The sequence below is a fragment of the Sulfolobus sp. E5-1-F genome, from assembly GCF_009601705.1.
Taxonomy (GTDB): Archaea; Thermoproteota; Thermoprotei_A; order Sulfolobales; family Sulfolobaceae; genus Saccharolobus.
In genome coordinates this window covers 2407079-2429383 of record NZ_CP045687.1, presented here as the reverse complement: position 1 = coordinate 2429383, position 22305 = coordinate 2407079, and the positions used below count along the sequence as shown (strand labels likewise).

Genomic DNA, 22305 nt, shown 5'->3' with positions numbered 1-22305 from the left:
GTTTGTGTTTTATCTTAGGATATGAACGGCAGAATAAAAAATAGTGTAGGATTAAAATCTCAGCTACGACCAGACCACTTCTTTTGTCTCCATATGGTCATGAGAGCGAATATGTCCGCAAAGAACATTAATGGAAATGCCAATAAACCTAAAGCAAATCCTCTTATTCTCCTTGTATATAATAAGATATAAATTATCATTACCATGCTAACTATAGCTGATACCTCGCCTACGAGTGTGTGAAAAACATAGAAATAGTGAAATAGGACCATTTCTGTACTCAGTTTATTACCATAAATTAACATGATTCCGTTTGGATAAAACTGATGAGGAATAAAATGATTAAATTTATGGAAAAATGGAGTAGGATCTAAGTTGAACAAATTATCGATTCTCGACACTATTACATTCTCTATGAACTGAGGAGGATTTGTCGTAATTGCTCTCACAATGAAGTCCCAATGCTTGATTACATGCGATAAAATTATTTCAGCATATAGACTGTAACTTAGTAACGTAAGTAATGGTAGTGCGTACCAGTATAATACTGTAAACATGTAAAAGAACCCCTTTTTAAAGATACTACCATCAATTATCTCCTTAATTAAGAAGAAATTATTTGATCTATACCATCTAACCATTTGCTTTAGTAAACCGCTAATCGTATCTGGAGCTTTAGTTTTGACTACTACATCCTTAGTTACGGTCGCCTTATATCCATTTAAATAGATGTAATTGGTTATTTGCCTATCATCCCCTAAAATTGTGGAGAACCTCCATAATTTAACACTATTAAATTCCTCGGATTCAATCAGAGGTCTTATTACATCAGTTCTGATTAGTATACATTGTCCATTAAGCGATACTATACTACCAAATCTGCCTAATGCTCTATAACTTATTTCCCTCAACCTTTGCATCATTTCGGAGACGTGATAAGTTATTATATTTTTCCCTGGTAATACAGAAATCTCTGGACTAACAGCAACTATATTCCCGGTCAATTTAGAGGATAAGATATCAACTGCGTTATCCGGAAGTATTGTATCACTATCCAAAAGTAAAACATATGGGGTTTTGACATATTTGAATCCCTCTCTTATTGCCCTTCTCTTACCCATGTTTTTATCTAGTTTAATGAAAAGACCTCCCTTTAACCTCACTATACTTTTATATGGTTCCTCACAGCCATCTCCTACAACAATAAATTTCAAATCTTGCTTTTTAACAGAATCAATAACTTCTTTAAACACATTCACGTCCTCTTTATAAACGGGAATCAATACGGTAATTTCGCTTCTTTTTATACTGGATTTAGAGGATTCTGGCCTATATGTAAATGCTAGAGGTAAGGTGAAGGAAATGTAAAGAATAGTAAAAATTGATATCAAGGTGGAGATTAAAAGATAGAATGTAATGTCAAGTCTCATATAAGTCCGAGTATAAACTATTAACCCGTTAATATAAAAGATTTTCACTAATTTTTCATTTCTACTTAATACAACTCTCCCTTTTATTATATACTGTTTGAATATAAATCCTGAATTAATATCGAACGTCAGGCATCATAAGACAGCAAATATTACGTAAGTAACATTTTAGTGTATAAAAATCAACTTGAACCAATCTATACCTAAAAGTTATATTGTAAAAAACAAGAAATTTTTATTGTATTATTCCCACAATATTCTTATCTTAATTTCTCCACGTTCCTTTTCCTTTAGCACCTTAAGTAATTCCTTATCATCATTTATACTCACAGTCTTGGTGATTAACATCTTAGAAGTCTTAGGATACAAAGTTTTCCAAGAGGCTAAATGAATAACAGCTTGTTGAAAGTGGGGTTTCTGGCCGTTCACTAAACCTATTATCGTCTTATTTGCGTGTACTATTTCTTGTAACGTCTTAAAGTCAAGTGGAACTGATCCTGAAGTTGAGAAGCCAAATAAGCCCAAAACTCCGTTCCTTCCCAACAACGGAATTACATTACTTAATATATTTGCATCTGCTCCCGTTGCGTCTATAATTACATCGAACTTGCCCACTGATTCTCTTAATTTATCGTATCCATTGGCTGAGTTATAAAAGTTAGTTTTGGTCTCCTCTATAACAGTTTGCTCAACTTCACTTGGTTCTCTTCTATTCGATACCCAAACTTCTAATCCATAAGTTCTGAAAAGTAAAGTAAATAGTATACCGATTGGTCCAGTACCTACAATTAAAACCTTTCTGCAATTTAATGTTCCATCATCACATGTCCATACTGGAACCCTCTTCTGAACTTCAAATATTTCTTCAACGGATTTCTCGATATCAGCTAATGGTTGTGCTAAAATTCCAATATCTTCTATTGACTTGGGAATTCTAACCAAATACTTAGGATCATCGTACCACCATTCCCTCATAAACCCATCCATTTTGTGTATTCCAGCTTCTCCAAATTCTCCGGTTTCACAAAAGTCTGGTCTTCCTACTAGACAATTTCTACAAATACCGCATCCCCTTCTATTAACTGGCATTACCAGATCTCCCTGAGAAAACCCATGATAAGAATCTTCAACAACACCTATTGCCTCATGTCCTAACACTAAGAAATCCTTTCCCTTAGGCAAAGTTGATAATGTCAGCTTACCATTAACTATCTCTCTATCAGTACCACAAATACCGTTATAGATAGTCCTTATTTTTAGTTTCCCGTAATTATCTAATTTCCTTTCATCGACATCCTTGATCTCGACACCTGCATTTGGGGGTTTCACTATTATAGATTTCATTAAAACCTATGTTAATGTGGAAAAGATATAAACTTTATGCTCAATATAACGTGAACTACCCGGGAATGTTCTCATAAAGTCATCTTATTCTATATTTAGTTGTAAAATTATATCAAATTTTCTCTAATATACTGTACTTCCCTCAAGTAGGTCTCGTTCAAGTTATCTCCCTTGAAAATACATGTAGATGCATTACGTTTAACAAGGCCGATTCGTAATCCGCCATCCTCCCACTCCTATTAACAGCTCTAGTATCCTCACACATAAACCTTATTTCAGAGATCGTCCTTAGCGTTCTAATTCCTTAACCTATAGGTTAAGATGAGTAATTATAAGAATTTCTAGTATGATATAATTTTACTAATAACTCTCGAATAAGATGACTGTTTGAGAACACTCCCTGCACGAGAACCTCTCCATTCTATTCTATTATAAACATTGTTTATAATTGCTTTAAAAATTCATCCAATCTACTTTTTATATTTTCCTTATTATCTGCTTTTTTAATTTTTTCAATTAGCCTTCTAATCTGATATGAGAACTCTACGTCATTAAATAACATCGTTAAGGAATCTTGAATAACATTCTCGTCAATATATACCATTTTAACTGTCATCCCTCCATCAATTGTGAAATTCGCACCGCTAATCCACGAAGCGTCTTCAGATACTAAAAATGCAACTAATGAAGCTACATCCTCAGGCCTTCCAACCCTTCTAGTCAAATGCTGTCCATGATCCAAATCTGATAGCAATGATTCCCTAGGGGGGACTTGCCACCTACTTGTATCAATCCACCCTGGACTTATGGCAATCACTCTTATATTGTACTTGCTTAAACTAACAGCCAAGGAATGAGTTAACGCAATTATTCCACCCTTAGAGGCTGAATAAGGTTCAGTATTTGGCTCAGATTGGAAAGCCCTAGTAGATGCTATATTTACAATCACACCACCATTATTCTTCATATACTTCACTACGTACTTCGAACAAAGCCAAGTCCCTGTCAAATTTGTATCAATCACTCTCCTCCACTCATCTAAAGTTTGCTCTTCTATGCTTTTTCCACTGAATCCTATACCAGCGTTATTAACAAGAACATCAATCCTTCCATATCTCTCATAAACTTTTTCAACCATGTTAGAAACATCTTTCTCTGATGAAACATCAGTCTTAATGAAAAAGGAATCTATTCCCTCACCCCTAAAATTATTTTCCCTATAAATTCCAGCTTTTTCATCTACATCAGCAATAACCACTGCATACCCCTGCTTTCCTAACTTATAACCTATTGCTGCACCTATTCCCTTAGCTCCTCCAGTAATTATACTAACCTTTTTCATTTAACCCCTCACACTTATTGTGAGGATATCTCTATTCTTATACTTTATTCTAATCCTATTACCCTCTGTCTTAATCTCCCTTGGAACCTCATTTAGCTCTAACAAGTCAAGACTTCTAGCTTCAGTAACATTAAAAGGCAATTCAATAATTGCCTCTCCTCTAGTATTCTCGTATTCGTAAAGCCTTAATACTATGCTATTACTATCATCCTCAGCAACTTTAACTGCTTCCAAAATCAACTTATCACTAACCTTGATGAAGCTCTTACTTTTAACCTCATGAATTCCATTAACTACTCTTAACGGTACGTTAAGCTCATAAGCCTTCTTAACAACATCAGCCTTCTTCCAATCCCCTAGATGTGGATATAACGAATAAACGAAAGTGATTTCCTCTAGATCAGTTGAGGGATCTGGATATATTGGGGTTTTAGTTAAACTCAAACCAACTGAAGAACCTCTTAACGTCGCCCCATACTTCCCGTTATTAAGCAATACAACGCCATAATCGCTCTCAGAAAAGTCAACAAATTTTTGATTTGGAACTTCAAACCTTGCTTTATCCCAGGAAGTATTAGTCCAGGTAAACCTCTCAATAACTCCAAAGGGAATATCGGAAACTGCTTTTTCAACGTTTAAGTCAAAATAAAACCAACTCTTTAATAACAATTCTCTATCCTTCATCCTTAGCGTAGTGATGAAATCTATCCTTCTACTATCAGCATAAACACGGATAATTTGAATAATTTCCGATTTCCTAAATTTATAGGTAAACCTAATTGAAGCTACAATCCCATCATTGTTGAGTATTTCTGACGAGGATGCCTTAATTTCAAAACTTGTATATTCAAATCCTTTCTCAATATCCCATGCATCAGCCCAACCTGGTATATTTTCATATGCCACTAATAAGTTACTCTTATCTCCTAACACTTCTCTATTGGCCTCCTTATCAAATAATGAGAGAACTTCCCCATTCCTACCTATCCTTATTTTATAATATTTGTTCTCGATAAGGTATTCATTATTATTTTCACTAATTACAACCCTATCTTTAACCTCTACTGGCTCTAATAACGAGAAGCCTACTGATGGGACACTAACCTTAACTAACTTACCATTAACTTCCAAGTATTCCTCCCTATTCCAAGATAGCGAGTTAAACACGAATGTCTTATCTCCTCTACCTCCAACTAATTTCAGCATTGCTTCACTAGCAATATTATTAGCTGTATTTATCACCTCTTCTAATTCTTGATAGGTCACCTTGTAAACGTCTTTTATAGCTGATCCCGGTAAAACATCATGAAATTGATCCTTTAGTACTATCTTCCATAGTCTAGTAAATACTTCTTTATCATAAGTCCTAGCTAAAGTACTCCATAGCTCAGCTTCCCTTAAAGCAATCTCTGCCATTCTATTAAGCAATTTCATCTTTGAATGAGATGTCAATACACCCCTATGAGTTTCTAAATATAGTTCTCCTCTCCACTCCTCAACTGGAACTATCTTCCGTATATAGCTATTTACCCCACTTAGTTCAACCTTGGGTAATATCGGTAAAAGGTTAATTGCCTCAGCTCTAATTAACATATCCTCGTTTGGTCCTCCTCCACCATCACCATATCCATAAGAATATAACATTGGCTGATCCTTTTGAACCCAATTATTGTATTGTTCTAATACACTTGAAGCTGAGAAGTCTGAATTATATCCTCCCTTTCCGTGACCAAAGGTAACTGCAGGTAACTGTTCACCATTTGGTGCTATCCACTTAAAAATATTAAATGGAAATGTATTGGTATCATTCCAAAAGACCTTATGAGTTGCGAAAGCCTTTACTCCACCCAGTTTCGCTATTTGAGGCAATGATGCTGAAAATCCAAAGGTATCTGGTAACCACAAAATATCCGCAATTCTTCCGAAGTTCTCCAAATAGAACCTCTGAGAGTACAAGAATTGCCTGGCTAACGACTCACCAGAGACCATATTCGCATCTGATTCGACGTATAAAGCAGCTAACTCCCACTTCCCTTCCTTAACTTTTTCCTTTATCCTTTCAAATAATTCTGGAGAATTAGTCTTTATCCACTCATAATATATCGCTGCACTCTGAATGAAGTGAAAGTCATACTTATCTAAGAGCGTTAAAATAGTTGAAAACGTTCTTAAAACTTTCCTTCTCGTCTCGTCAAATGGCCATAGCCAAGCAGTGTCAATGTGGGCATGGCCAGTGCCTATTAACTCACCCCTCTTGCCATATTTGCTAACTAACCTTGATAACTCACTCTTCAGAATATTCAAAGCCCTTTCATATTTACCCCTATTCTCATCTTCCTTGTACACTTCAAGAGGATCCTCAATTTCTTGGACCATCCTACTTACATCCAAAGTAGTCCTTATCAACTTTGATAAAATGAATAGTTGCTCCTTCGAGATTGACTCAAAATATGCCTCTCGTAAAGCTTTACTTAAGGCATTACCCAAATCCTCCTTAACCTCATTGTCATTTATACTTCTTACTAAGTCTAGAACTTGAGAACCGTAGATGTAAAGCCTATAAGCGTTAGAGTCAATCTCGGTATAAAACGGAATTCCGGGTGAAATATCCACTTTTTCACCAAAGTCCATGTAGTTAGAGAGTTCTAAGCTAATCTTATGACTACCAAAGGGTATAGGTATTAAAGTGTGATATCTATCTAACTCGAAATACGGTTTTCCATTTAGTCTAATGAGTCCACTTCCCTTGTGGTCAACTATTACTAAATAAGAATTTCCCTTACCTTCAACCTCTAGGTAAGCCTTATTGTGATTTTCTACGTTCCATCTTAATTGCTTTAAATTTCTAAAGGAGTTACCAAGAATTAAGATCAGTCTCGCCTCAAGCTCATTAAGAGTTCTCATGAATACACTTCTTGCATAGAAGTATATAAATATGAAATTATGATTCTTAAATATGAAAAGGTTAATCTTAGGCTTTAATTATTGGCCTAGGATATCAAATATAAAGATGTGGAGTAAGTTTGAAATTGAAGAAATTAGAAGAGATTTTGAATTAATGAGCCAACTGGGGATAAACACCATTAGGGCATTCATACTGGATGAGGATTGCGCAGATCAACAAGGTAATCTAAAGCAAGATTGTAAAGGTAAAATAGAGAGATTTCTTGAGGAGGCGGAAAAACATTCCATAAAGGTTCTGTTAACCTTAATTGTAGGTCATATGAGCGGAAAGAACTGGAATATACCATGGGATAGTGATAATACAATTTACGATAAGATTGAACAAACTAAGAGGTTTATAGAAGATGTTGTTAATAGTTTTAAGCGAAGTAACGCGATAATGGGATGGGTACTAACAAATGAAATCTCATTGGTGAAAGTACCAGAAAATGATAATGTCTTCTTCAAATGGCTTAAGGAATTGTATAGTTACATTAAAGGGATTGATGACCAACACGTAGTTTCAGTTGGAGATAATGTTTCTCCATTTTCCCACAATTTCTTAAAACCAGAAAACGTTAAGGGAATTGTAGATTACGCTTCTCCACATATTTATCTGTATGATCAAGATCCAATTAGACATTCATTTCAATACTTCATGATTCTGGAATACGATAGAAGTTCGGGATTGCCGGTAATTCTAGAGGAGTTTGGATTTCCAACGTCATTGTATTCAGAAGAGAGTCACGCTAAGTTTATAGGATTAATACTGAGAGGTGCGTTAGTCTATGGTGCCGATGGCGCATTGATATGGTGTTTTTCTGACTTCCCGAGAGAGAGTGATGAACCATATCTATGGGAACCTCACGAATTAACCTTTGGAGTAATAAGACAAGATGGAAGTGAAAAAATTGCTGCCAGAGTAGTAAAGGATTTCAGTAGTAAAATAAAGAACATTGAACTATCATCTTATAAAGTGCATAAAAGGGACTCCGCAATACTGGTACCCTCGTGGTTTTACAAGGATTTTCAGTTTGTTTCTGAACAAAATAGAAGGTGGGATTTCGCTAAGGTGTTAAATCAAGCTTTCACGTTCGCTAGACTATCCAATATTCAAGTCACATTTGCAAGGGAGAATGAAAATTTATCAAATTATAAATTGTTAATAATACCCTCCATTACTAGGCTACTTACGTCAACGTGGAGGAAATTATTAGAGGTAGTTGAAAATGGGAGTACTATCTACTTCTCGACATATACTCTAACGCATCTGTCTGCCACACATTTGTGGGAAGAACTTTTTGGAGTAATCCCCAATAATTATGCAGGAAGTAAGGGAGTTAGGATACCAGAAAGAATAAGATTAAATAATGATATAATCGATATAGGACAATCTAATTTATACACCTACTCATTTAAAGAAAAAGATGCTAAAGTAATAGGAGTCGATAAAGATAACAATGGTGTAATTTTCATGGCTAAGAGAGGAAAGGGTAATTCTATTCTCTCAACAATACCTCTAGAGTTAATATCTTCAAATAATGAGATAATGAATAGCCGTTACGTTTCTCTTTACAATTATCTTGCAAGAGTGGCCAATATAGAACAGAGCTTTCCACCACAAGACTTTGGTGTTGAGATACAGTATCTTGAAGGAAAGGAAGATAGTTTAATAGCAGTTTTGAATCACACATGGGAGGATAAGGAATATAGACTTAACGTTAAAGTTAAAGAGGATATAGACTTATGCCAAGGAGTAGTTAAGGCTAAGTCGGGCTGTCTAATGAGAGTTTAACCTATATATTTTTTAATTATTGTTACAAACTTATTTTATGGCGTTAGGTATCGCGTTTGTGGGAAGCGGGTTTTCAGCTAGGTTTCATCTAAGGGGATTGGTAGGAGTTAGGAATGTAGAAGTTAAAGGAGTATATTCTAGAAATCTGAATTCCTCTAAGGAATTCGCTGCACTATCTGAACAACTGGGATTAGGTAAACCTAAAGTGTATGATGATATTAGCAAAATGCTCTCAGATAAGGAGATTAATGCAGTATGGCTAACAGTACCCAATGATGTACATTTAGAATATACGAAATTAATTAGTGAAGAGGTTTTGCAAGGGAGATCTAACGTGTACGGAATTGCCGTAGAAAAACCATTAGCGAGAAATGTTAAGGAAGCTAAGGAGATGATTAGATTAGTGGAGAAGGCTGGGTTATTACATGGATACTTAGAGAACCAGATCTTCATGCCATCAATAGTGAGAGCTAGAGAAGCTATCTGGGAGATGGGGGCTAAGAATTCCGGAAGACCATATTTAGCAAGAGCCTCTGAGGAGCACTCTGGTCCCCATAATAGCTGGTTTTGGAAACCAACTATTTCTGGTGGAGGGGCATTAATAGATATGACTTGCCACAGTTTGGAGGCAACTAGATTTTTACTAACCGATCCTTCGAAGGATAAATCATCACTTAAACCAAAACACGTATACGCTGAAATAAAAACGTTGAAGTGGAATAAGGCAGAGTATGCTCGGTATTTAAAAGAAAAGTATAACGTAGACTTCTTAAAGGAACCAGCAGAGGATTACGCATTAACTGTGATAACTTACGAAGACGATTTAGGAAATCTAGTAATGGCTGAGGCTAGGACTTCATGGAACTTCGTTGGAGCTGGACTTAGATTGTTGGTTGAGGTGTTAGGGCCAGAGTACAGTGTAAACATTAATACTCTGCAATCTGAGCTTTCAACGTTTTTCAGTAGAAACGTTAAACTTCCACCCTCTGAAACTTTTGTCGAAAAGCAAAATGCAGACCAAGGATTAATGCCAATTATACCTGATGAAGCAGTAACTTACGGGTATCAAGGAGAGGATAGACATATGGTTGAGTCTTTTATATCCCGGAAAATGCCTAGCGAGAATTGGTATGACGGATTATTGATAGTCCAACTTATGATGCATTCCTATCTTTCTGCTGAGAATGGGAGAAAAATCAGTTTTGATCCCCAGCAAGTAGAGGACTTCATACCCAAAGTAGCTAGAGGGTTATATTCTGCTATTTAAAAATAATACATTAAATGATATAATTGATAAGTTTAGAGTTTCTATACTATAATTATAGAATATGTACTTTTTGCTTAGTATGATGAAAGTAAAGTTTTTAAGCATAAATTTTCAATGTATAACCATGGGATAAGGCTAGGGCAAATGGGGTAATAAAGGGGTTATGGGGATTTAATGGGGAGTTGCCCTAGCCTCCCTTTCAAGAGATAAGGTTTTAACTCTTTTGAATAGGTTAATATAGTTATCCTTTACTTGTTAAGTTTACCGAGATATGTATTACGAATAGCCCTATTGTAATAAAGCTTTTATAAACAAAGAATATATCTTAATACATGCCCAGAGAAATAGGAAGGGCAGTTAAGAGGATAATAGAAGATCCCCCATTAATTACCGGAAGAGGGAGATTTGTATACGATATTGACTTCAAGAGTACACTTTACGCAGTATTTATAAGAAGCCAGTATGCACATGCTAAGATAAAAAGCGTGAGATGTCCGGAAGGTGCGTTATGCTACACCGCTAAGGATTTACCAGATATAATGGGATTGGCTAAAGAAGAAGCTATTTACCAAGGACAACCATTAGCCGTTGTTCTAGCTGAAGATGAATATAAGGCTAGGGACTTAGCTGAACAGGTTGAAGTGGAATATGAACCACTACCTGCTGTTACTGACGTTGAGGAGGCGTTGAAAAACGTTAAAAAGGCTAAAAGCGATTTGAGCTCAAATATTGTATCAGAGGATAACGTAGAGATAGGGGATGTAAATTCTGTATTTAAAAACGCTTATAAAGTAGTTGAAGCTGAGATCGTAAACCAAAGAGTGATTCCATCAGCAATGGAACCTAGGGGTGCTGTAGCCTACTTTGACGGAAGGAAACTGACGGTATGGAGCAGTACGCAGAACGTATTTGGATTAAAGGATGTTCTTTTACAATTCTTATCAAAGTATGGAGTAAATGATGTTAGGGTAATGCAGCCATTTGTTGGAGGAGCATTCGGTAGTAAAATCTATATTTATCCAGAAGAAGTTCTAATATCCTTTTTAGCAGTTATTACTGGGAAGCCCATAAAATGGTTCAATACTAGGACTGAAGAGTTTATGTCTACAAATCATGGAAGGGACATGAGATTAAGGTTTAGGGCTGCCTTTGATAAGGAGGGTAAGTTATTGGGAATAGAAGGAACTTTGATCATGGATTTAGGTGCCCCAATAGCTGAGATTTATGAGGATTCCTTCGGAATGGCAACTACGGCAGCTAGATTATTAGTTGGTAGATATAAGGTTAATGCCCTAAAGGTTAAGGTACTTGGTGTGGCTACTAATAAGACATTTATAGGTCCATATAGAGGTGCTGGTAGACCCGAGGCCACATACTTCATAGAGAGAATTCTGAACCTTGGAGCTAGAGCTTTAGGTATTGATCAATTTGAAATTAGAGAGGTTAATATAATTGATGAAGTAAGTCACTATAATACTCCAACTGGAATGTATTATGATAGTGGAAAATACAGAGAGATGTTAAAAATCGCTAAACCTTATTATCAAGAGCTTTTAAGAAAACGTGATGAGTTAAGGGCTAAGGGCAAGTTGGCTGGAGTGGGAGTAGCTATTGTATCGGAGATAGCGTCCTTCGGAACTGGTACTGCTAGAGTACAACTTACACCTAATGGTAGGATTCAAGTTGTGAGCGGGTTTACTCCACATGGTCAAGGAGACGCTACTGCATTTGCACAAATAGCGGCTGAGGTATTTGATGTTGATGTAAGCCAAGTTGATGTACTATGGGGAGATACGGACCTTATATCCCATGGTGGTTTAACGGGTGGAAGTACAACTTTAACAGTTGGAGGTTCTGCAGTGCATGAAGCCTCAATAAGATTAAAAGAGAAGTTGCTTAGAGTTGTAGGTGAAAAGTTAGGTGTAAAGCCAGAGGAGATAGAGTATAGAAATGGAAAGTTCTATCATAAAAAGGGCGAAATGAGTTTAGCTGATACCGCTAGAGAGGCATTACGTATGGGAGTATATCCAGAGGAGGAATACTCTTATACAATCAGACCTTATACTTCACCCTATGGACTACACATGGCACTAGTAGAGGTTGATAAAGACACTGGATTCGTAAAAGTATTAGAATACAAGGCGTTTGACGATGTGGGAGTTGTCGTAAATCCGCTTTTAGCTGAGGGTCAGGTCCATGGAGGTGCGCTTCAAGGTATTTCCCAGGCACTATATGAAGAGGCTGTTTACTCACAAGAGGGCTCACTAGTAACTTCCAACTTCTCTGACTACGTTATACCTACCGCTATGGAATCTGTAAAGGTTGAATGGAAGTCTCTAGGTCTAGCTAAATCAGACACCCCATTAGGATCCAAGGGAATAGGAGAACTACCGACCATAGCAGCAACTCCAACAATCCTTCATGCTGTAGAGGACGCTATTGGTAAAAACATCTATACAATGCCAATTAAACCAGAATTAATTTTAAAACTTTTAAATAGCTAATCATTATATGTTTTTTCCAAAAATATTAAAGGGAATAACTTTAAAAGATTAGACTATTAATCTCATTTATGACCTCTATTGAAGCCATTGAGACTCTACTCATTGTTGAACAATTTGGCTATTAGTCTCGTAAATCCCTTTGTATCCTTCTTTACAGCATCTAATGGGATAACGGGTGCGCTATTGGCAATAGTATCCTCGGCTAATACTGCATTCCCCGGAATAATCCAATATGCATTAGCAAATTTGTACATAAAAGCCAAAAAGCTAATTGTAACTGGAAGTTTACTTGGAGGTTTATTATGGATATTAGTAGGAGTTTACGCAATATATAATGAGTATTTCGTATTGGTCTACTCTATTATAACTGCTTGTCTTGGTGCCGCAAACTTCGGTTGGTTACTTATTTTGGATAAAATAAGTACAACTCAAAGGGGAAAGACTCTAGCCTATTATAATTTTTACGCTTCGATAGGCGGTTTAATAGCCACGTTAATAACTGGATTTATCGTAGGTAATAATTTAGACTTAATGCGGTACTTCTTTATCATTGCAGGCTTAATATACGTTTTTAACGCTTACGTAATCTACCATTCCGATGTTGATGCTAAGTTTGCAAGAGGAAATGGTATAAGACTGTTTTCATCAAATCTTGAAGTAAGGAAATTCATCTTAACTAACTTCATCTTCACATTTGTATGGTCAATGGCGTGGCCAATTTTCCCATTGGCTCAAGTATATAAGTTCCATATGGACGAATTTCAAGTAGCCATAATTAACGTTACAGGTGGAACTTCCACGTTGGCATTACAAAGACTCGTGGGTAGATTGGTTGATAGGCATAGAAAATTCGTTATGTTCTTTGGTAGATTTGCCTTAGCAACTTTCCCACTGGCGTATGCGTTTTCCACCACACCTTATGAGATATACATCGCTAATCTTGTTTCTGGGTTTACAAACTCGGCCTCAATCTCCTACACTGCGTTCCTATTTGACCACTCTGACTATTACGAGAAGAGGATCAATATAGCTCTCTATAACATGTTTAATGGAATTGCTGCACTTTTAGGTTCAACCATTTCTAGTTTAATGTTAAATGTTACTTCAGATTGGTTTAGTTTAACCGTTGCAATAAACGTCATGTTAATTGGGATAGGAATTATGAGGATGCTAATGTCAGTATTATATTTGAAAATAAAAGAGGTTTCTTAAACACAACTACGCTATTTCATCATTATATTATAGAAAATATTTTGTGATTTCTTGGGCATCAGTCATTTTTATTCTTAAGTTATGCTAAATGATCAATGATTTTATAAACTTTTTTATTTTATTTAACCTAATTGCTAGTTTATTTAACTAACTCTCCTCAGCTATAAGTTCGTCTTAATCTTTCATCATACTGAAAAAGGTTTCAGTTTACATGGACCTCGAGGTCCTTAAATTGTCCAAGCTCAATTAGGTTCAAGATGAGTGAGATGGCAATATATGAAAAAACGATCTATTTATTTTTCCATAATGCTCTTCAAATAAAGTTTTTAAATACAATAATGGAAGGTTAGATATGAAATTAGGAATTGTAGGACTAGGAGGATGGGTAACTACTGGTCATTTGCCAGCATTAAATGATCTAGGAATAAAAGTCGACTACTGTGTGGATATAGATGAAAAAAGGGTGAAGGATTTCTCTCAAAAAACTGGGTGTAAAGGTTATTTAGATTATAAGGAAATGTTAAGGAATGAAAACCCAGACCTAGTTTTAGTAGCAGTACCCCATAGTCTTCACGCGACTATAGCATTAGATGCAATTAATAATGATGCTAACGTTTATGTGGAAAAGCCAATGGCTACCTCATTTCAGGAGGCTTTAACACTAGTAGAAGCTGCAAGGAAAAGAAATAAGATATTAGTTGTAGGCCATGAAAATAGGTTTAACCCAGCGATGTTAATCGCTAAGAAATTGATAAGAGGGGGTGAAGTAGGTAAAATATACCACATGAGAGGATTTTATATAAGGCAGAGAGGGATACCTACATCACCAACATTTATTAAATAAGGATTTGGCAAAAGGTGGGGCAGTATTTGACATAGGTACGCATATATATAATAGATTTACTACTTTTCCTCTCAGATTTCCCATTACCGAAAAGTGTTATGGGGAGAACATATAGTGCTTTCCTTGATGACAAAACTAAGTTCTCCGTATACCCTTCCCCCAATTTACCTAACTTCAAAGTTGAGGTAGAAGATTTCGGCTCAGCCTTCTTAAATTTAGGAGACGAAATATCAGCCTACATTGAGGTGAGTTGGGCTTCATATATAAAGGAAAATAAAATGGAGGTCGTGACTTTAGGCGATAAAGGTGGAATACATATAGACAATGGGATGCTAAACTTCATGAGGAATATCGCAGATGAACTCTTCATAAGCACCCCTTCAACTCAGCCACAAAGAGGAAGCGTATATAGAGAGGTGTGGAGAACTGTAATAAACTCTATTTCAAAAGGATTTCCAGAGTACCCGTTATGTTCGGCGGAACAAGGCGCAATAGGAGTAGTAATATTGGAAAGCATATATAAGTCTGCCTTAGAGGGTAGAGAAGTAAAAATAGATATCCCACAATGGCTCCTTAAACAGTCTCAGTCAATATCTTAAAGCTCTTCCTATCTATTTTATCCAGATCAATCTCGTAAAGATTATCGTTTTTATCGATCAAAACCACCTTAGAATCTAGAACAACTACGTTTCTCCTTCCTATTGTGTATACCTTTATTGAACCTTTATTGGTTTCCACGTCCCATTCTAATTGGTCACCCTTAATATTAATCTCGTTTATTTTTTTAACCTGGAATATTAAATTATTATAAGCTAACGCATTCTCTAACATTTTACGGGAGTTTTCTTCTAATTTAGTATAATCCTCTATCAAGAATAATTCCTTACCGTTCTCATCATAAAGACCTATAAATGTGGGTTTAGTTATAGGAAATAGCATTTTTGGAACTAAATTCCGATACACCTTCCTTTCATAAATAACATTTACGGTACTTCTCCTAGTAGATTGCGTTATCTTAACGCTATTAATATCAATAAGGTTTACAATGATTTTTTCTTCTTCTTCATTATTGTGTTTCATCCTAGCAAAGATATTTTCCTCATTAATTTGTTCCTTAAACATTTTGTAAAATTCACCTTTCTTATTTAATAACTTAATTGGTTTTCCTTCCTCCACCACTTTGCCGTTATTTAGTACTATAACCTTGTCTGAGTTCATAACCTCATGCACATTATGCGTGATCATTATAACCGTCTTACCCTTAGAGACATCCATCATTGTCTCGTAAACTTCTCTTTCACTTGTAACGTCCAAATTGGAAGTCGCCTCATCAAATATTAACACATCTGGATTCTTTATAATTGCCCTAGCAATACTTAATCTCTGTCTCTGCCCTCCTGATAGATAAGTTCCCCTTTCCCCTAAAATAGTATCATAAGCAAATGGTAACTTAACAATTTCATCGTGGATCTTGGCAATCTTACACGCTCTAATTATGTCAATCTCGCTTACGTTATCTGTACCGTATGCCACGTTATATCCTACTGTGGTATCAAATAGTACGACGTCTTGAGGTACGTAAGCCACTTTCCTTCTTAAATAATTTAAATCTATTTCTCTAATATCTATCCCATCAATTAGAATTCTACCCTCATTAACGTCATAGAACCTCAGTAGTAGTTTAGCTATTGTACTCTTTCCGGAACCGCTTTTACCGACAATTGCAACTTTCTCTCCAGGTTTTATTTCAATATTAATATCCTTAATAACGGGGAAGTGCGGATCATAACCGAAGTAAACATGTTCGAAGCGTATCTCTGCAGGCATATTGGGTCTCTTAGGCTTTTCCGGGTTTACTATTTGAGGTTTAGCTTCTAATACTTCCCTAATCCTTTCCGCAGATGTTAAAGACTGTTGTATAAATGGTAAAACATTACTTAAATTATTTATTGGTCCGTAAAACTGCGAAACGTAGGCTATAAACGCTGTTATTACACCTATTTCTATAACTCCAGAGATTACCTCATGACCTCCTACCCACCAAATTAACACAGTTGAGAGATTTACTATGAATCCCATTAAGGGCCAGTAATAGGAGTTCATTTTATTGATCGCAACACTGGATTCGTAAAGCTTGTTCAGCATTTCCCTTAGCCTTTTCGACTCATACTCTTCTTTGGAAAAAGATCTAACAACTAGAAAGTTTGGTATTGTATCATTTATTCTAGAAGTAATATCAGCACTTCTCCTCCAATTTCTATGGTAAAGCCTATGTGACTTTCTTCTATACGAGATTATTAAGTATATTATCGCGGGTACTGGGATTAATATGAAAGTAGCTAGCGTAGGGTTTAATGTAAATAAAATCACTCCAATCCCAATTATCGTAAATAGGTTTGTAACAAGTGTCGGCAATCCCCAAACCAATAGCCAATTAGTGTTTCCCGCGTCAGTGGTAAGTCTGGAGAGTATCCTACTAGGAGATATCCTCTCTATAAAAGAGTAATCGTGATTAATTGCGTGTTTGTATAATATTTCCCTTAAATCGTTTATTATTCTAGAACCTAGATTGTTGAGTGTTCTATTCTGAATAGAAGATAGTAAGGCTAATGCGGAATATGATACGATTAGATACACTATAATGTTGATGAAAAGCGTGGAAGAGTGAGAGGGCGATAATAATACACTATCAATCAATATTTTAAGTAAGTATGGAGGGACCAGATTAAGACCAGTAGTGATTAAGGAGAGAATAGCACCAAATATCATGGTCTTTCTATATTTAGACGCAATGTTCCAAAGCCATCTTAATGTACCTACACTAACTCTTACACCCTCCTCTCTTTCCTCCTCCTTTACCTCTATTTGCTCTCCCTTATTAAACGCATCAATAACCTTCTTGAATAATTCCTCTTTTCTTTTAGTAAAATAAGCGATTTCAATTTCCTTACCATCAGAAGTATAGCCTATTAATTTGTCCACACTTATACCTGTCTCCAAAGAAAGCTTTACTATATTATCTGCATTAAACACCTCTTTATCACCGTCAAAAACTGACACCTTATTACCATCAATTTTAACTAACTCTTCTCTCAAATTCAATTCCTTGTCCAAATCGGTCTTAACTTCAGCCTTAAACTTCGACGTCACTATAGATGCTTTCTTCACGAATAGCCTTATTTTTTGATTTAACTTAAAAAGATTTCTATTACCATACGATAAAAGGTAATGTTTAAATATTTAAGAAACTAAACAATAAGACTATGAAAATTGCTGTAGTAGGGTGTGACGGTTTCGGGAAAGTACATTTAAGAGCTATGAAGAATATAAACGGAATAGAGTATTATGTTTTCAGCAGAAATGAGGAGAAGGCAAAGGAATGTGTAAAGGAATTTAACGCCAAGGGATATTTTACGAATTACGAAGACGTTTTAAAATCAGATGTTGACATAGTTGACTTACTAGTAAGCCATGACCAACACTACTCGGTGGGAGTAAAGGCGATGAAAGCAGGAAAACACTTAATGTTGGAGAAGCCAATAGCGAGGACAATAGAAGAGGCTATGGGATTAATAAATACTGCAAAAGAGACTAAAAGGAAATTCATGGTTTTAGAACAATTCTACTTCGAATCATCAGTTAGAAAGGCGAGGGAGCTTTTATACAGATTAGAGAACTTATCCCTAATAGTTGTGCGATCAACGCATTTGTATCAGCCAAAGGGATGGAGAAGAGAAAAGGAGAAAATGGGAGGAGGAGCACTCATAGATGGCGGAGTTCATTTCATAGATACATTACTTAACTTAGGAGGAGAATATGAAAGCGTTAAGGGAATATGTGGAAGGTATTTCTCTGGGATAGAAGGAGAAGATCTGACGTTAGCAACTTTTAAGTTTAAAAAAGGACACCTAGGACTATTATTATATAGTTGGTCAACTCCAAATCCGCCAAAAGTACCTGCCTTTGAGATCTACGGTAAAAATGGAAGTATTATAGAAGATCCGAATACGAGAGTTGCAGGAAAACCCTTCGGAGATCTCATATTAAACATTGATGGTAGAGAGGAAAGAATAGAGGTTGAAAAGACGAATCCAATAGAGGAGGAAATAAGAGGGTTTATAAATTCAGTTAAAAACGATACTGAAGTACCTATGCCCCCCGAAATAGCCTTGAGGGATTTAAATGCAGCCCTTGATGTTTACAAGTCATGTGGCTACTCCTAATATTTCGTCTATTCTTTTCATATGTTCATCTCTCAAGTTAACATTTAAGGCTGATAAGTTATCCTCTAAGTGTTCTACTTTACTAGCTCCTATAAGTGGGATAACTGTAACTCCGTGCTGCTCACCTCTCTTCAGAAGCCAAGCAATAGCTAGTTGGGAGAGAGTTATCCCTAGTTCTGATGCGATATCCCTTAGCCCTAATAATATCTTTAAATTAACGTCGGTAAAGTATCTCTTCTTGAAGTCTTCACTTATAGTTGCTCTACTGAGTTCCTCTACCTTCCAGTTATTTTTATCTATATACTTTCCAGTGAGAAATCCTTGAGCTAATGGGGAATAAGCCATAATTGCTAATCCATATCTTTTTGCAACATCAATCTTATCTTTCTCTATATCCCTTTCCAACATGTTATATTTTTCTTGCATTACGACAAATTTCTCCAAGTAATACCTCTCACTTAACTGTAGGAATTCTATCACATCTACTGCAGAATGATTGCTAACACCTAAATAATAAACCAACCCATTGTTGACCAAACTATTCAATGTTCTCAAGGTCTCTAACTTGGGAGTATCAGGATCTGGCCAATGTATGAAATAGAGATCTATATATGTTGTGCCTAACCTTTTTAAACTCTCCTTAATTTGCCAATTTATATGTTTTCTAGACAAACCCTCTCCATTAACGAAGTTACCCATCTTTCCCCTAACCTTTGTTGAAATTACAACAGATTCTCTATCAACAGTTTTTAGAAATTCTCCTACAATACGCTCAGCATTACCAACATGCGCTAAATCAACTGGAGCCATAGCACCGTGGTATCTATTTGCAGTATCTATGAAGTTTACTCCCTCATCATATGCCCTTTTAAGGATCTTTAATGTAGTCTCTTTATCTACCTTATATATACCTAGTTCGTCTTTCTCTTGTAATCTAGGAAGAAACCACGTGCCTATTGCAACTTGGGATACCTTAACTCCAGATTCACCTAATCTAACATACTTCATACGTATAAAACTAGTAACAACTATTATTTATAGTTTCAAAAAACACTATATCCCTTTACCTTTTGGAGATACTTCCAATCATTTGGATACTCAAGTCTCAGATACTCCTCTGGGAGTTTATCAATTGATATTATTTCTTCCTCCCTTTCTTTTTCATCTCTTTTCTTTGTCTGTTCTTCCTTTTTCCTCAACTGTAGCAAAGCCATTTTCTTTCACTAATGTATAAATGTATATTGAAGTTTTTAAAGCTTACTGCCACATACTTATATCAAACTAGGAATATATAAATCAATCCTACTAATCTAGTAATACACTGAACCACCAAATTGTTTTCATACAAATCCCTACATTTTAAAAAAATATTTTGAAGGACAATTGGACATTTTAGTGACTTTTCTAGCATTAAATGGGCCGTATATTTCATTTTTTTAACAATTGTTAAATCTTAGTACATGATAGTTTAAAACCTTTCCCAGGCTATTACATATATGAAAATCAGATATGGAATCATAGGAGTAGGTGGACATGGACGAAATAGACATTTAATACCGTTAACTAAGCTTAACGATAAAGTAGATATTGTAGCTATAGCTGATGTAAACAAGGAAAGATGTGAAGAAGTTTCCTCACAATTCAAGATTAAATGTTACACAGATTACATGGAGATGACAGAAAAGGAATCCCTCGATGCTGTAAGCATTGTTACGCCAACTGGATTACATTCCAAGATCGCTAAGGACGTTCTAGGTAAGGGAGTTAATGTGTTAGTTGATAAACCATTAGGGGCTAACTTAGATGAGGTTAAAGAAGTGGTCAATACGGCTAGAAATAAGGGATTAAAGTTGATGGTAGGGTACTGGAGTAGATTCTCTCCAGCATTGCAATATGGTAAAGAGATTGTTGATAGGGGTTTATTGGGAGAGCCCTACGTGGCTTATGGGTACCTAGTGAGGAGGAGAGGAATACCAGGAATTCCTACATTTATTGACAAAACGCTTTCTGGAGGAAGAGGTGCACTATTGGATATAGGATGCTATTTAATAGATAATTTGCTTACCCTGTTAAAGTTTAGAAAGCCAATAAGTGTAATGGGTAAGGTATATACGAAGTTCGGAAATAAAAAGGAAGAAGTTAAATTCAATTGGGGTAACTGGGATCCGGAGAATTTCAGTTTGGATGATTATGCAGTAGGATTTGTAAAGCTTGAGGGTGATGTAAGTTTAATAATAGAAGTTGGTTGGGCTGCGAATGTATCCCATGTAGAGGAAAAAAGTTACATAAGGGTGCTAGGGGATAAGGGAGGCATTGAAGGAAGTGGACATGAGGCGATTATGGATATTTCTTTTCACAGTAGAACCGAGAACTTCCTTACTGACACTAAGCCAGTACTAAGGAAGGTTGACATATACTTCGAAATGATAAGGGCCTTTGTGGATAGTATTTTACTGAATAAGGAACCTCCAGTAACTGGTGAGGAGAGCATAATCCTTCATTCTATTATAGATGGAATATATAGGTCATCACTTGAGGATAGGGAGGTAAAAATACTACTCTAAAGGTTTATACAAGGCTTTAGGATTATCACTAGCCATCTTGAGCTTTGCTTCTTCACTGATGTTTATTGACATAAACTCTTTCAAATTATACGCTATACCTTTTATGCCTGGCCCTCCGTAATCACTACCATAAATAGTCTTATAACTTATTTCCTCAAGTCTAGGTAAATACTCCAACAGTTTTTTGGGAGGTATGGAAGAAATCTCACCGAAAATGTTCTTCCTTATTCTAACTAGTTGGAAAGCAGTTGGAACATAATTTGGTCTGCCCATGTGAGCTAACACAATCTTAAGCCTTGGAAAATCTACTGCAACGTCATCAACGAATATTGGATCAGCGTACTTATTCCTAGCGTTTAAAAACACGCTAGTACCAGTGTGGATAATAACTGGCAAGTTATGATCTTGCGCGAATTCATAAAGTAATTCAAGTTGTTTTAGACCGCCTTCCTCTTCTCTATAAGCATTTGGCTTTACGTGAGAGTGAACTGGGTGTAATTTAAAACCAGAAACTCCAGCCTCATATTGTTTTTCTAACCATCCCTTAGCCTCGCTAAGACTTAACTTGTTTGGCTCAATACCACCAACAATAGAAAACCTATTCGCGTACTCCTTAACAACTTTTATCATATTGATTGGAAAATCTTCCTTAGTACGCCATATTTCCCTACTGGGGTATGCTATTATAACTATATAATCAATATTAACACTATTCATCTCCTTTAAAGTATCTTGAATACTAGGCGGAGTATACTCGTAACCAGAATCGTTAGAGAAGAATTCGTTGGGTAGAGCCTCCTTAAACCAGACGTGTGTGTGAGCATCTACGTAACCCAT

14 protein-coding genes and 2 pseudogenes are annotated in these 22305 nt (G+C 36.0%); 7 read left to right on the top strand and 9 right to left on the bottom strand.

Annotation, left to right across the window (positions count from 1 at the left end; genetic code table 11):
• Positions 1-59 precede the first annotated feature (59 nt).
• From GFS03_RS12665 to GFS03_RS12645, 5 genes and pseudogenes are all read right to left on the bottom strand, one after another.
• Positions 60-1430 (bottom strand): glycosyltransferase, encoded by a 1371-nt coding sequence (locus GFS03_RS12665; RefSeq protein WP_153424419.1) that lies wholly within the window; start codon positions 1428-1430, stop codon positions 60-62.
• Positions 1431-1673: 243 nt separating this feature from the next.
• Complete coding sequence (locus GFS03_RS12660; protein ID WP_153424418.1) at positions 1674-2774, bottom strand: glucose 1-dehydrogenase; 1101 nt, start codon at positions 2772-2774, stop codon at positions 1674-1676.
• A 107-nt stretch (positions 2775-2881) separates the two neighbouring features.
• Positions 2882-3030 (bottom strand): annotated as a pseudogene (locus tag GFS03_RS12655) (IS1 family transposase); the annotation flags it as partial.
• 186 nt (positions 3031-3216) lie between these two features.
• Positions 3217-4116, bottom strand: coding sequence for an SDR family oxidoreductase (locus tag GFS03_RS12650; protein WP_153424417.1), 900 nt, complete (start codon positions 4114-4116; stop codon positions 3217-3219).
• Positions 4117-7086 carry an alpha-mannosidase gene (locus GFS03_RS12645; RefSeq protein ID WP_153424416.1) on the bottom strand — a complete coding sequence of 990 codons (2970 nt, stop codon included), beginning with the start codon at positions 7084-7086 and terminating at the stop codon, positions 4117-4119.
• Between GFS03_RS12645 and GFS03_RS12640 the strand changes: the two genes are divergently transcribed.
• The 5 genes and pseudogenes from GFS03_RS12640 (at position 7073) to GFS03_RS12620 (ending at position 15280) form a co-directional block, all read left to right on the top strand.
• A complete protein-coding gene (locus GFS03_RS12640; protein WP_153424415.1) occupies positions 7073-8854 on the top strand; it encodes a glycoside hydrolase 5 family protein in 1782 nt (593 codons plus the stop codon). The two genes, GFS03_RS12645 and GFS03_RS12640, sit on opposite strands and share 14 nt — an antisense overlap.
• A 37-nt stretch (positions 8855-8891) precedes the next feature.
• On the top strand, positions 8892-10121 hold the full coding sequence (locus GFS03_RS12635; RefSeq protein WP_153424414.1) for a Gfo/Idh/MocA family protein: 1230 nt from the start codon (positions 8892-8894) through the stop codon (positions 10119-10121).
• Positions 10122-10453: 332 nt separating this feature from the next.
• Positions 10454-12625, top strand: coding sequence for a xanthine dehydrogenase family protein molybdopterin-binding subunit (locus tag GFS03_RS12630; RefSeq protein ID WP_153424413.1), 2172 nt, complete (start codon positions 10454-10456; stop codon positions 12623-12625).
• A 78-nt stretch (positions 12626-12703) separates the two neighbouring features.
• Positions 12704-13837 (top strand): MFS transporter, encoded by a 1134-nt coding sequence (locus tag GFS03_RS12625; protein ID WP_153424412.1) that lies wholly within the window; start codon positions 12704-12706, stop codon positions 13835-13837.
• A 352-nt stretch (positions 13838-14189) separates the two neighbouring features.
• Positions 14190-15280, top strand: a pseudogene (locus GFS03_RS12620) (Gfo/Idh/MocA family protein).
• Here the strand turns inward: GFS03_RS12620 and GFS03_RS12615 are convergent.
• Positions 15255-17849: a DUF1854 domain-containing protein gene (locus tag GFS03_RS12615; RefSeq protein WP_153424411.1), complete on the bottom strand. Its 2595-nt coding sequence runs from the start codon at positions 17847-17849 to the stop codon at positions 15255-15257. The pseudogene GFS03_RS12620 and the gene GFS03_RS12615 overlap by 26 nt on opposite strands.
• A gap of 95 nt (positions 17850-17944) precedes the next feature.
• On the opposite strand from GFS03_RS12615, the gene GFS03_RS12610 reads away from it, so the two are divergent.
• Entirely contained in the window at positions 17945-18904 is a 960-nt protein-coding gene (locus GFS03_RS12610) for a Gfo/Idh/MocA family protein (RefSeq protein ID WP_153424410.1), read from the top strand.
• Here GFS03_RS12610 and GFS03_RS12605 read toward each other — a convergent pair.
• Positions 18887-19912 carry an aldo/keto reductase gene (locus tag GFS03_RS12605; RefSeq protein WP_153424409.1) on the bottom strand — a complete coding sequence of 342 codons (1026 nt, stop codon included), beginning with the start codon at positions 19910-19912 and terminating at the stop codon, positions 18887-18889. The two genes, GFS03_RS12610 and GFS03_RS12605, sit on opposite strands and share 18 nt — an antisense overlap.
• A 35-nt stretch (positions 19913-19947) precedes the next feature.
• Entirely contained in the window at positions 19948-20118 is a 171-nt protein-coding gene (locus GFS03_RS13370) for a hypothetical protein (protein ID WP_167738497.1), read from the bottom strand.
• Between the two features lie 282 nt (positions 20119-20400).
• On the opposite strand from GFS03_RS13370, the gene GFS03_RS12600 reads away from it, so the two are divergent.
• Complete coding sequence (locus GFS03_RS12600) at positions 20401-21468, top strand: Gfo/Idh/MocA family protein (RefSeq protein ID WP_153424408.1); 1068 nt, start codon at positions 20401-20403, stop codon at positions 21466-21468.
• On the opposite strand, the gene GFS03_RS12595 is transcribed toward GFS03_RS12600, so the two are convergent.
• Positions 21460-22305 (bottom strand): amidohydrolase family protein, encoded by an 846-nt coding sequence (locus GFS03_RS12595; RefSeq protein ID WP_153424407.1) that lies wholly within the window; start codon positions 22303-22305, stop codon positions 21460-21462. The two genes, GFS03_RS12600 and GFS03_RS12595, sit on opposite strands and share 9 nt — an antisense overlap.